Consider the following 12,843-nt stretch of genomic DNA (forward strand, 5'->3'; position numbering starts at 1 on the left):
TATGCATCCGTCACTTCGATACATTCAAGGCTACCCACAAAACATCGTAGAGCAGGTGAGCTCATTGATAGCGAGTGGCAAGTTTGTTCCTTGGTTCGAAAAGCGTTATCCCGACAGGCACCAAATCAAAAGCGAAAGGGCGCTCTATGAGTACGCCATGGCAATCAAAAACCGCTACATGAAGAAAGCCGCGCCAATCAGTAAAGTCGTCTACGATAAGAAAATTCACGCGGTAAACAACGCGCTTGGTTTGCACAGTGTAATCAGTAGAAACCATGGCGGTAAGCTGAAGTCGAAAAACGAGATACGCATTGCCAATGTATTTAAAGATGCGCCCGAGCCACTATTAAGAATGCTGGTGGTACATGAGTTGGCACATACTCGTGAGAAAAACCACGACAAGGCGTTCTATCAGCTATGTTGCTACATGGAGCCTGAGTATCACCAACTCGAATTTGATGCTCGTTTGTTTATGATTTACCTCGATTTAAAAGCGAATTTGAATGAAGAACAATAATCACAACGCGAAGCAAGCAAAGCCAAAGGCTTCAATGACGGGTCAGAAGAAAGACGCGAATAAAGCCAAGCCGAAGCGTGTTAAAGACAAAGTTGCGCGCAAATCCTCGCAGCCTGCAGGAAAGAGCGAAGTCGAGTTCATAAAAATAGCGAAGAATGGTTTGCATGAGCGTAATGTTCATCGAGGTCGTTACGATTTTAAAAAACTCGTGGAAAGTGAACCACAGTTAAAGCCATTCGTTATCAAAAATCCGAAAGGGGAAGACTCCATAAACTTCTCTGATCCTAACGCTGTTAAAATTCTCAATAAAGCATTGCTTGCTGCGTATTATGGTATCGAGTTCTGGGACATTCCCGACACCTACCTTTGCCCACCGATTCCGGGCCGCGCTGATTACATTCACCGAGTGGCAGAACTACTTGATGGTGAAGTAAAAGGTCAGTACGCGCACCAAAAAGTGAAAGCGTTGGACATTGGCGTGGGAGCAAACTGTATTTATCCGATTGTTGGTGTAACAAAATACGGTTGGCACTATACGGGCAGCGATGTCGATCCAAAATCCATCCAATCGGCTCAAACGATCGTAGAGCACAATCGTGTTTTGACGGGAAAAATTGCACTGGTACAGCAATACAATGATGCCAATATTTATCGAGGTATCATTCAACCGAATGATCGTTATGATGTGACGACATGTAATCCGCCATTCCACCGTTCGGCGGAAGATGCCGCTATGGGCAGCCAGCGTAAAATCGATAATCTAAAAGCAAACCAGCTTAAGAAAGGGCTAAAACCTCAAACCACACAAGTAAAGACAAGTAAACCTGCGTTGAATTTTGGCGGTCAAAACGCTGAATTGTGGTGTGAAGGCGGAGAAGCGGCGTTTATCCGAAAAATGGCGAATGAAAGCCAAGCTTTTACCGCACAGGTCTTGTGGTTTACGACACTTATATCCAAAAAAGACAACGTTCGCCCGATGCGCAAGCAGCTTGAAAAATTGGGTGTGAAGGCCATTCGTGTGGTTGAAATGAGTCAAGGGCAGAAAGTGAGCCGCTTTGTAGCTTGGTCATACATGGATAAGCAACAGCGCAAAGCATGGATTGAACTAAAGTAACGTTGACCGTTTCACACTGAACAATAAAGTAGGAAGCCCGCTGATATCAGCGGGCTTCTATTTTGGGAGATCTAAAACTTAATGATGGGCTCACAATCTAGTGAACTGAGAGAGACAAAAGTATCTGTTTTGGCATAGTACAAGCCACAGGTTTCACCTCTTATCTGCAACGTATATTGGTCTGGAAGATCCGTATAGCTGCCATCCAACAGTTGATTGTTGTTCCCTTTTACTCGTCCTTTTTCAATCAACAAATGCGGTGAGGATTCAAATACGTTATTTGCGATTCTAGGTGCTGGTGTCCCTTGGATTTCTGCGATCGCGTTTTGAATCTCTATGACTGTTTCCGGAGAGTTCTTTTTACTTAATGCTTCAACGGGTTCTTGTGACATAGCTTGGCATCCTATCAAAGAAATCGAAGTGCCTAAGAAAAGCGCAACCCGAATCAGCATTCGTAAAAAGTTAGTTGATCTCAACATGAATTGCCTCTGTTCGTAGCGGAGAGCGAACATCGCTTAACTCCGGAGATGAAATGTTACGCGGCATGGCGTTGAAACTTGAAGGGGATACTGGCGGACAGGTTCCTGTTTCCATGTAGTTTAGCGCCGCAGAAAGCATACCTTCAGACGGATCGCCTAACGGTTTTGTTAGGTCGTCATTGACCCAGCAACCTTCCACTCTATTGTTTAAGCCTAGCTCGGTATTGATTTGGCTCTTTGGAGTAGGAATAAAACCATCAGCGAAGTCGCCAAATTTTTTCTCGTTCGCCGACTTGAACTGAATAGTGTAGTACATAGTGCCGCAGTTTTGTTCTGGTGAGAACCCATACGGTTTACCTGTGGTTGTTGAGCCTATTTGGATAACCTCCACATCAATGCCGCGTAAAGCGTTGATTAGCAGTTCACTAGAGGAAGCTGTGCCTCCTGAAGTCAGCACATATACGCGCTTTTTGTTCAGTGTCGGAAGCACTTGGTCCGAATATTTCTGTGCTGCCCAGTCTATTGCTAGATTTGTAAAGCGATAGATGTTATCCCCATCTTTAATGGTACGCATCACTTTGTCATTATGAATCAACTCACTGAAGACTCGGTTCTGACCAGCACCGCTTAGCATGTAGCCTACTTGCGAGGACTGAAGGACTAAACCACCGCCGTTGTAACGTAAATCAACGACGATCTCGTCAACATTCTCTGCTGAGAGCGTACTGAATGCCTCAATAAGCGGGGCTTGAGCGCTTGGTTCAAAGGAGTTGTATTGCAGATAGCCGATCCGCATACCATTGTGTGTAATCACTTTGGCATTTTTAACTGGAGAGGTCATGACATCAGAGGCGGTAAGCGTCACGGTTTTCTCTAGACCGTCAACACTCTCAAATGTGAAGGTGTAATCTTGATTGATGTCAGGGTTAAAGAGCGTTTTGTTAATAAAATCAATGTCGGACTGACTACCGGTGTTAACCACATCAATATTATTGATTTTCAGAAGCTTATCACCACGAGCAATGCCGCTTCTATCAGCTGGCGAGGCTTCTTCATTGTAGGAAATACGAACGTCTCGAGGTTGTACGCCACGTAGGAATGCCCAGTTAAAACCAAATCCAGCAACTAAACCGGATTGCGATGATTTCATATCATCTTCATAGGGGACGGTAAAATGGAAGCGATCTTTTGGTTTACCCGTCGCGGTAGTAGCAGAGGTGACCAGCGTATTGAAGTAATCAGTAACAGTTTTGTAGTTTGCTGGATTATTATCAGGAACCTCGTCATACCATAGATACGTTTCGTTAGTAAAAGCTCTTAAAAAGAGTTTTTCGTGCAATGTAGAGCCCAATTTATCTGGATAGGCGGCATAGTTGTCATATGGGTCCAGTCCGACGCGGGGCGTTTCACATTGGTTAATAAACGTTTTCGACGGTTGGCTAAAATCATGAACTTTCCATGTTGGACCGTTTGCACTGCTAGTGGACGGAGTAGGTGATGAGCTATCACCGCCGCCACCGCCACAGCCTTGTAATAATGCGAGAGTGACTGCCGTTGCTAAAGAATACTTAAATTTCACTTTTCTATGTCCTTATAAATAATAGAATTATAATTATGTGTTTTGCTTTTGTTTTTATTAGCTAGGTGAATGTATTAATTTAATTTGTTCGTCTGCAAATTTATAGTTAAATAGTGTGAGGTAAATAACGTAAAAAAGTTGTCTTTTATCCTTAAGCTAAATTAGTCATTACTTAAGTTTTCTGTCTATTTCAAAAGATCTAACAAGATAATTAATAAGTGTGAAATTAAGACAAGTTCTTAGTTGACTAAGCGATGCTTGCTAAATCAGAATTAGATTCAGGAAACGCTTTGAATCAATAGTTTGGTAGGGATATATGATGTTATCAGGGGTTTGTTTGATTTATTTGTCTGATGCTTTAACTTAATTTAGTGAGTTGAGCGACGTGCTTTAATAGGCTTCCGTCAATGTTAGGTAAATCATCAGCGAAAAATATCTGAGAACCAGGAGTGCAGCGCATTAATATATTTGTTAGTTCACCTTCATTGTTGGAAGTGTTAACTGCGTTAAGTTTCGCTAATTTATTACAAAGCTCGTCCTCTATTTGCACTTTCTGCTCTTCGGTGAGCCTAATGCGACCTATACATACGCCTGGGTTGATATCATGAGAAAGCGAATCTTGTTGAAATCGCTCTTTGAATAAGGTGTCTAATGCCGTACCTTCTTCCATAATAAATCGACGACCAGAACGGTAAAACAAGCCGTCTCCGAAGTTTTCGACATATCCTAGAATTTCCGCGATACGCAAATAGAATCTTAAGCTTGTATCAGAAAGTCCGTAAGTTTGGGCTATCTCTTGCGGTTTAATATCACGAGAAGTCAGCATATAAATAAAATCAAGTAAATAAGGATGCTCAACGAAAAGGGCGCTCTCTTCATCTGTTAGCATTTGCTCGTTTTGGTGCTGAAGCTCGTTGGCTAAGGTTGCGAGTTCGATGAGATCGGTATTCAGGTAGTTCAGATAAATAAGTACTTTATCCAAACCTAAAGCTGGATTATGTAGGTGGCGTTTAATACTAGATAAAGGGATGCCACTTTTCTCTGACAAGGAATTGTAGCAAAGCCCTTCTTCTTTAATCTTTTGTCGTAGCGCTGCAAGTAAAAACTTTGGTCCAACATTCATCCTTGAATATCACCTTATTCGTTATTCCGTTTACTGGCTGATATTTTGCCTTTCAAGCAGCAGGTTTCGAATCGCTGTGCCTGCTTCTAGAATGTGCTTTTTCAGTAGGTACTTGGCGCCTTCGATATCGCGATTTTGGCACATTTCAAACAAGCTTAAGTGCTCTTCTTCTGCCTTTTTAATGCCTGTAGTAAACAATAGCTGCATGCGTATGTATCGGTCACACTTTGTGTTCAGGTTGTAAATGACGTCCATAGTTTCAGGCATGTTGGCTGGCGCATATAGGGCTTTGTGGAACTCGTAGTTGTAGTTGCTCCATTCTTCTACTTCGTCGCCACTGTTCACTACTGACTCGAAACGTTCGCGAACTTCGCGCGCGCGTTCAAGGTCAGCGTCTGTCATATTTTGAATCGCGCGCTCTAAAATGTGGCATTCCACGACAGCGCGCAGTTCAAATAGCTCATTGATTTTCTCTGGAGATAGCTCAGTGACCGTCGCACCTTTGTGAGGTTCAAAGCTAACGAGTCCTTGTGCTTCCAATTGAACTAACGCTTCACGCACAGGAATTCGGCTAACATTAAACTCTTTTGCTAACGCATCTTGACGTAAAGGTTGACCAGTTTTTAACTCGCCCTTCAAGATCTGAGTTCGAATTGCTTCCTCAACGAGCTGAGTGCGCGTTTTAAAAACAGGTTTCTGTGACATTGAAGTCTCCCGTGAAATTAATATTGTATCCAATCCATTTTACTTTAGTAGTTTATTGTTTTTCTGGCACAAACCAACTAGGAAAGAAGGTTTTGAGAAGTAGAGTGAAATAAAAGGCATCAGTTGATGCCTTTTTGAGCCATTTGGTGGGCTTATTGGGACACACTGCCATCTATGGCGCGTTGAATACCCAGTGGGTTCGACGCTTTTAATGAATCCGGCAATAAAGATTCTGGCAAAGCTTGATAAGCGACCGGACGCAACCAACGATGAATAGCCTCCGCACCGACAGATGTTGAGGCAGAATTGGTTGAAGCCGGATATGGTCCACCATGAACCATAGCGTAACCAACCTCGACGCCAGTTGGCCAACCGTTGAATACAAGGCGTCCGGCGATTTCTTCCAAACTTGGAAGCAGTTGCTTCGCTTGTTCTTCGTCTTCAGCGGTAGTGTGAAGGGTTGCGGTGAGCGAGCCAGTCAGTGAATCACTCAGTTTCAACATGTCATCGAAATCTTCACAGATTACGATTAACGATTGAGGACCAAATATTTCTTCCTCCCATTGTGGGTTTTTACGCCAGTTTTTACTGTCCGTCACGAACAGTGCTGGTGAGACATTGGTCGCTTCTGCTTGTTCAGAACGAGTGACGTTAATGCCTGTTTCGGAAGTTCGCTTATCCACTTCGGATTCATACGTTTCCCGGATTCCTTGCGTTAGCAAAGTGGCCGTTGATTGTTGTCGAATTAACCCTTGAGCGGTTTCGATAAAGGCTTGCGTTTCTGGGCAATTCAAGACAAATACAACGCCTGGTTTTGTACAAAATTGTCCACAGCCCAAAGTCATAGAAGCCACAAACTCTTCAGCCAATGAGGCGTTTGCTCGTATGGCTGAAGGGAGAATAAATGTTGGATTAATCGCCCCTAGTTCACCATAGAAGGGGATTGGCTCTGGTCTTTGCTGAGCTAGATTGAACAGCGCACGGCCACCACCGACGGAACCTGTAAACCCAACCCCTTTAATTTTTGGATGGGTAACGAGTGCTTGGCCAAGTGCGCGTTTGTTGCCTTGCAATAGCGTGAAGATGGCTTGCGGTAAGCACTCTTTCTCAAGTGCAGCCTCAATACACTCTGCAACAAGTTGACTGGTGCCAGGGTGGGCGGTATGGCCTTTTACAATCACAGGACAGCCAGCTGCCAGTGCCGAAGCCGTATCACCACCTGCCGTAGAAAATGCGAGCGGAAAATTAGACGCACCAAACACGGCGACAGGGCCAATTGCGATTTGCTGACGACGAATATCTGGTTTCGGCAGTGGTTGACGGTCTGGGTTTGGCGTATCGAAAATTGCTTGATGGTGATTACCCGAGCTCACAACCTCGGCAAATAGTCTTAATTGGCTCGCTGTACGTCCTATTTCACCGCTTAAACGTGCTTCGGGAAGGGCAGTTTCTAAATGAGCACGAGCAACGATTTCTTCACTCTTCACTTCCAATTCAGAGGCGATAGAGCAAAGTAAGCTCGCTCGCTTTGCATTGCTTAGTTGGCGAAACTCACGCGCAACGTTTTGGGCGGCTGAGGCGGCTTGATTAACTTCTTGCTCTCCATGTACCGGAAACGCAATAGGTAGAGGCTCACCAGTAAAGGCGTTGACTGCGTAAAAAGTGGTTGGTTCTTGTGGGTTCATCATTCTTCCTTACTATCCTTATTACTTCACTTCAAATCCGTACGCATATGGGTCTTCATCGTCTACCCATATTGTGTTGTGACCGTATACTTGTGCCCATCCTTCAATACTTGGCAAAATAGCGGCTTTGCCATTCACTTCGGTAATGCCTTCTATACGTCCTTGAAATAGGCTGCCGATGATACTTTCGTGAATAAAGTCTTCTCCTTGATTGAGTTTGCCTCTTGCATGCCATTGCGCCATGCGTGCACTAGTACCCGTACCACATGGCGAGCGATCCAACGCTTTGTCGCCGTAAAACACAGCATTTCGAGCGGTGGCGTTTTCTTGAGTGGGCTCTCCGGTCCATAGCACGTGAGAAACACCGCATACTGTTGGATCTTCTGGATGTACGCACTCAACCGCTCGAGATACCGCTTCGCGAACTTTTGGTGAAAGCATCAAAATTTCATCTGGAGAGTAGTGTTCAAGTCCGGCATAGTTTTCTTGAGGATCGACGATTACGTAATAGTTTCCGCCATAAGCAACATCGACAGTGAGCTCACCTAAGCCCTCTATGTCCACGGTTACGTCTTGGTGGGCAAGGTAAGCTGGTACGTTAAATATCCTCACTGACGTGACCTTGTCACCTTTTGTTTGGTAGTGCACTTCGATTTGTCCTGCTGGGACATCAAGTATCAAACGGCCTTCTTTTTTGGGAGTGATAAGGCGATTCTCGATAGCGGTAGTGACGGTTCCAATGGTGCCGTGGCCACACATTGGTAAGCAGCCACTGGTTTCAATAAACAGAATTGAAGCGTCTGCGTTATCGCTGCAAGGAGGCAAGACAACTGACCCCGACATCATTGAGTGTCCGCGAGGCTCAAACATGAGTGCCTGACGAATCCAATCATAATGCTCAAGAAAGTATTGGCGCTTTTCGCTCATGGTATTGCCTTCGAGTGGAGGCACACCGCCTGCGACCAGCCTAACTGGGTTGCCGCAGGTGTGGGCATCAATACAGAAAAAAGTTCCTTGTCTCATTTTTCGCTCCTTGCTGAAAAAATGGTTGAATTAAACAATAGTGATGTTAACGTAATGTAAAATATATTGTATACAATCTACGTTTTCAAGTGTGACTCGGAGCATATTTATGTTGGTCAAGGATGAAACAAAAAAGGAAAGGATCGCCGTGATAGGTGCGGGGATTATTGGCTTATCAATTGGATTGAAGTTGCAGCAGCAAGGTTATCAAGTCACAATTTTTGATCCCAATGGCGTGGGGAATGGATGCTCTAAGGGAAATGCAGGTCATATCGCGACTGAGCAAATCTTCCCTCTTGCAACGCCAGCGCTGCTTCCACAATTACCTAAAATGCTGCTAGATCCCAAAAGTCCGGTTTCGATCCGTTGGCAAGATATTCCAAGCACTATCGGGTGGATGATTCGTTTTCTATTACAAACAAAGCCATCAGCCGCGGAGCAGGCAAAAAACGCGATTAAAACTCTTAACGAGCGGTCAGTGGCAAGTTGGCGTGGCGTGCTTGATTCAATCGGAAAAGCGCATCTAATAAAAATGAATGGTTCATTGCTCACTTTTGAAAACGAGAAACTGTTTAAAGACTACCAAAGTACGCTTAACTCACTGGCCAAAAACGGTGTGGCGTATCAAGTTTGGACGCAAGAGGCGATTCGAAAGCGGATACCTGATCTCAGCCATAAGGTTCGTGTCGGCGTCTTTTTTCCCGATACAGGACATACGCTAGACCCTTATCAGATCTGTGTTGAGCTAAGTGAAGCTTTTGAAGCTCTTGGCGGTAAGATTTTACAAAAAGGTGTATCTGCGTTGGAGAAAAATGGTGATGTGTTGGTTGAGTCTCAAACACATTCATTTGACCGAATCATCGTTGCCGCTGGTGTACATTCTAAGCCTTTGATATGGCAGCTAACCGGAGTCAAAGTGCCTATTCAAGCCGAGCGTGGTTATCACCTAATGGTGGATGACAAGCGTGATGTACTGCCATTTCCTATTAGCTCTGCCGATAGAAAATTCATCATGACTCCGATGTCTGGCGGGCTACGCTTGGCAGGCACTGTTGAGTATGCCGATGTAGAATCACCACCCAATATGAAACGTTCAGAAATGCTTTTTCAGTTAGGTGATGAGATGTTTGAATCGGAGTTAAATCCACTCAAGCAAGGAGAAAAGTGGATGGGTAATCGGCCTTCAACAGTCGACTCGTTACCGGTTATTGATAGCATTTGGGATGGAAATGTATTACTGGCATTTGGCCACCAACACCTTGGATTAACTCAAGCGGCGATTACGGCAGATCTCCTTTTAGAGCTTATCGAAGGAAAGCCGACATCGATTGATCTATCACCTTTTTCATTACAACGATTCGCCTGAAAAATTTAATATTAAATATTGTATAAAATATATTAAATGCTAATGTTAACTTAATTTTAACAAAAATGGTGTCCAACAGCCGTACTCGGATGCCTCCAGAAAAACAACCAAAAGGAGTAAAACATGTCACGAATGACCAAAGCACCATTGGCGCTGTTGATTTCAGGAATGCTGTTGGGGGCCTCTGCTTATGCTGAAGACAAATTGACGGTCGTATCTTGGGGTGGTGCATTCACCAAGAGCCAAGTGGAGGCATATCATAAGCCTTTCATTAAAAGAACAGGTGTTGAGATCGTATCCGAGGATTTCAGCGGCGGATTAGCTGAAATTAAAGCACAGGTGGAAGCGAACAACGTGCGCTGGGATTTGGTTTCTCTCGACAAGCCAGACATTGTTCGTGGTTGCGCCGAAGGGTTACTAGAACCAGTGAACCCAAGCATTTTGCCTCCGGGCGCAGATGGAACACCAGCACAAGAGGATTTTATTGATGGTGCGATTCACGAGTGCGCAATCAATACCATCGTAGTGTCCACTGTATTAGCGGTGAACGAAGACGCGTTTAAAGGTAAGGCTTTGCCAAGCAAGTTGACCGATCTTTTTGACCTAAAAACTTTTCCAGGTCGACGTGCATTGCAAAAACAACCTCAGGGCAATCTTGAGTGGGCACTATTGGCTGATGGTGTAAAGCCAGAAGAGGTCTACAGCCTGCTCGAAACCGAAGCGGGGCGTGAGCGTGCTTTTGCTAAGTTGGATACGATCAAATCAGAAGTACTGTGGTGGACAACAGGTGCCCAGCCACCTCAAATGCTTGCAGACAAAGAAGTGGTGATCGCCTCGGCGTTTAACGGCCGAATCCACAATGCCCGTAAGGATGAAGGTCAACCATTTCGGATTATATGGGACCGTCAAATGGGTTACATGAATGGATGGGCGATACCTAAAGGGAGTGAGAACACAAAGCTTGCATTGGACTTCATTGCTTTTTCTTCAGGAACAAAACCATTAGCTGATCAAGCTAAGTACGTTGCCTATGGGCCTACGCGTAAGTCGTCTTCGGCGGAGGTGAACCCAGACATTTTAGCGAACCTTCCTACCGCACCTCAAAACTTCCAAACCGCCTTCCTGATTAACGATGAATGGTGGTCAGACTACGCGGATGAACTCAATGAAGAGTTCAATACCTGGCTGCTTAACTAGGCGTTAATTTGTGTATGGGGTCGAGTTTTCATCCATAAGCGAGGTTCCGTACTTTCCTCAACTGTATTTATGTTTTCGGAGAAATAATGAAAGTCATCGAAGCACAGCAAGTCGCGCAATGTTTAACAATGGAGTCTCTTATTGAAACGATGCGTGAAATGTACTCGCGGCCAGCAACAATACCTCAACGCCGAGTCATGCCCTTAGAAGAGGGAGAATACGAGGCGTTTGCGCTACTTCCAGCTTGGAACCAGGAGTTGATTGCGGTGAAAGCCTTTACGTATTTCCCGCATAACCCTGAGCAAGGCAAAGATACGCTTGCATCTAAGCTGCTTGTTTTCAGACGAAACGATGGTGAGCCGCTCGCACTCGTGGACGGTAAAGTTTTAACGTTTTGGCGCACCGCCGCAGCTTCTGCGTTGGCAGCGGACTATTTAGCGCGTCCCGATGCTGATCGTTTGTTGATCTGCGGAACGGGCAATCTTGCGCCTTATTTTGCTTGGGCATACGCTGCGGTTCGCCCGCTTAAGCAGGTTTACATTTGGGGGCGCAACTCAGACAAAGCCGAGGCGACGGTAGATGCCATTGTGTCATCTTCAGAGTATCAGTCGCTTCCTGATGAGCGTCGGTTTCGCGTTTCAGTCGTAGAAAATGTGGACCACATTATCAAACACGTTGATATCATCAGCTGTATTACCGCATCAGCAGAGCCTTTGTTTAATGGCGCAGACGTGCAGCCGGGCACCCATATTGATTTGGTCGGTAATCATGACTTGGACAAGCGTGAATGCGACTCTAAAGCAGTGCAACGAGCACAGGTGTATGTTGATAGCCGTATTAATGTATTAGCCGAAGCGGGCGATCTTCTCATTCCAATTCAAGAGGGCGTGTTCACTTCAGACGATATCAAAGGGGAATTACCGCAGCTTTGCGCCCAACAAATCTCAGGACGTCAAAACGATGAGGTCATTACTTTATACAAATCAGTTGGCAGTGCTTTGGCTGATTTGGCCGCTGTAAAGGCGGTGTTGTTAGAAAATGGCATAGATAGCCATGTCTGAGCATTTTCGCTCGTTCATTTAAATTGCATACAATATACATATAAGGAAAGTAGTTTATGAAAATTGATTGGAAAGGTGTTTATCCGGCGGTCAGTACGCAATTCCGTCAAGATCAGTCAATCGACTTAGACGCAACGCAAACTGTTATAGATAACCAAATTAAAGATGGTGTGAATGGCATTATCTGCTTGGGTACTGTCGGTGAGAACTGTGCGTTGTACCCGGAGGAGAAACGCCAGGTCTTGCAAGCGGCAAAAGAAGTCGTAAATGGCCGTGTGCCTTTGATTGCTGGTACAGCAGAGTCTATTACCACAGCAGCTGTTGATTACATGCAGGATGCGCACAAAATTGGTATTGATGGTTGTATGGTGATGCCTGCCATGGTTTACCGCACGTCTGAGAGCGAAACGTTCGAATATTACCGCACGCTAGCAGAAGCAACGCCAGAAATGCCAATCATGATTTACAACAACCCGGTTGCTTATGGTGTAGATGTAAACCTCGATATTATGGCGAAACTGGCTGAGTTTGAAAGTATTGTAGCTATCAAAGAGTCGACCACTGATACTCGTCGTATCACTGAGCTTTACAATAAATTCGATGACCGCTTTACCGTGTTCAGTGGTGTTGATGACATCGCTCTTGAATCATTGATGCTAGGTGCGACCGGCTGGATTTCTGGTTTAACCAACGCATTCCCAGAAGAGTCCGTTGCGATTTATAAACTGGCAAGCCAAGGTCGTTATGCTGAAGCGTTAGAGATCTACCGTTGGTTCTTACCCCTACTGCGTTTAGACACCATTCCTACGCTGGTTCAGTGCATAAAATTGGCCGAGCAAGTCTGCGGACGTGGCTCTGAACAAGTTCGTGCGCCACGCCAACTCTTACAAGGTGAAGAGCGTCAACAAGTCATTCAAATGGTTGAACATGCGTTAGAAACCCGCTTAGACCTATCCAAATACAATCTGTAATTGTGCTGTTTAGTAGAGCGTTA

Annotated in this window: 12 protein-coding genes; 6 read left to right on the forward strand and 6 right to left on the reverse strand. The window is 45.0% G+C overall.

All coding sequences use genetic code 11. The features are described 5' to 3' along the window. The first annotated feature begins 1 nt into the window (after nt 1). Entirely contained in the window at nt 2-517 is a 516-nt protein-coding gene (locus IJ23_RS01660) for a M48 metallopeptidase family protein (RefSeq protein WP_005377870.1), read from the forward strand. Continuing rightward, the gene (rlmF, locus tag IJ23_RS01665; protein WP_033905153.1) at nt 504-1,631 is read left to right on the forward strand and encodes a 23S rRNA (adenine(1618)-N(6))-methyltransferase RlmF; all 1,128 of its coding nucleotides are present in this window, start codon (nt 504-506) and stop codon (nt 1,629-1,631) included. Before IJ23_RS01660 ends, rlmF begins: the two co-directional genes overlap by 14 nt. Nucleotides 1,632-1,702: 71 nt before the next feature. On the opposite strand, the gene IJ23_RS01670 is transcribed toward rlmF, so the two are convergent. The 6 genes from IJ23_RS01670 to IJ23_RS01695 all read right to left on the reverse strand — a co-directional run bounded on the left by IJ23_RS01670 (nt 1,703) and on the right by IJ23_RS01695 (nt 8,225). Beyond that, a complete protein-coding gene (locus tag IJ23_RS01670) occupies nt 1,703-2,023 on the reverse strand; it encodes a hypothetical protein (RefSeq protein ID WP_005397755.1) in 321 nt (106 codons plus the stop codon). Nucleotides 2,024-2,093: 70 nt separating this feature from the next. Next, nucleotides 2,094-3,689, reverse strand: a complete 1,596-nt coding sequence (locus tag IJ23_RS01675; protein ID WP_033905154.1) for a S41 family peptidase — start codon at nt 3,687-3,689, stop codon at nt 2,094-2,096. A 358-nt stretch (nt 3,690-4,047) separates the two neighbouring features. Continuing rightward, nucleotides 4,048-4,812, reverse strand: a complete 765-nt coding sequence (locus IJ23_RS01680) for a hypothetical protein (protein WP_033905155.1) — start codon at nt 4,810-4,812, stop codon at nt 4,048-4,050. Nucleotides 4,813-4,842: 30 nt separating this feature from the next. Then, nucleotides 4,843-5,517, reverse strand: a complete 675-nt coding sequence (locus IJ23_RS01685; protein WP_005377862.1) for a GntR family transcriptional regulator — start codon at nt 5,515-5,517, stop codon at nt 4,843-4,845. A 152-nt stretch (nt 5,518-5,669) separates the two neighbouring features. Then, the gene (locus tag IJ23_RS01690) at nt 5,670-7,202 is read right to left on the reverse strand and encodes an aldehyde dehydrogenase (NADP(+)) (RefSeq protein WP_033905156.1); all 1,533 of its coding nucleotides are present in this window, start codon (nt 7,200-7,202) and stop codon (nt 5,670-5,672) included. A gap of 21 nt (nt 7,203-7,223) precedes the next feature. Then, nucleotides 7,224-8,225, reverse strand: coding sequence for a 4-hydroxyproline epimerase (locus IJ23_RS01695; RefSeq protein ID WP_017820891.1), 1,002 nt, complete (start codon nt 8,223-8,225; stop codon nt 7,224-7,226). Between the two features lie 109 nt (nt 8,226-8,334). On the opposite strand from IJ23_RS01695, the gene IJ23_RS01700 reads away from it, so the two are divergent. The 4 genes from IJ23_RS01700 (at nt 8,335) to IJ23_RS01715 (ending at nt 12,820) form a co-directional block, all read left to right on the forward strand. Next, nucleotides 8,335-9,591: an NAD(P)/FAD-dependent oxidoreductase gene (locus IJ23_RS01700; protein ID WP_033905157.1), complete on the forward strand. Its 1,257-nt coding sequence runs from the start codon at nt 8,335-8,337 to the stop codon at nt 9,589-9,591. A gap of 123 nt (nt 9,592-9,714) precedes the next feature. Further along, nucleotides 9,715-10,788, forward strand: a complete 1,074-nt coding sequence (locus IJ23_RS01705) for a polyamine ABC transporter substrate-binding protein (protein ID WP_033905158.1) — start codon at nt 9,715-9,717, stop codon at nt 10,786-10,788. 86 nt (nt 10,789-10,874) lie between these two features. Then, nucleotides 10,875-11,849: an ornithine cyclodeaminase family protein gene (locus IJ23_RS01710; RefSeq protein WP_033905159.1), complete on the forward strand. Its 975-nt coding sequence runs from the start codon at nt 10,875-10,877 to the stop codon at nt 11,847-11,849. A gap of 56 nt (nt 11,850-11,905) precedes the next feature. Further along, nucleotides 11,906-12,820, forward strand: coding sequence for a dihydrodipicolinate synthase family protein (locus IJ23_RS01715; RefSeq protein ID WP_033905160.1), 915 nt, complete (start codon nt 11,906-11,908; stop codon nt 12,818-12,820). Nucleotides 12,821-12,843: the final 23 nt, after the last annotated feature.

It is taken from the genome of Vibrio sp. OY15 (assembly GCF_000742455.1).
GTDB lineage: Bacteria > Pseudomonadota > Gammaproteobacteria > Enterobacterales > Vibrionaceae > Vibrio > Vibrio alginolyticus.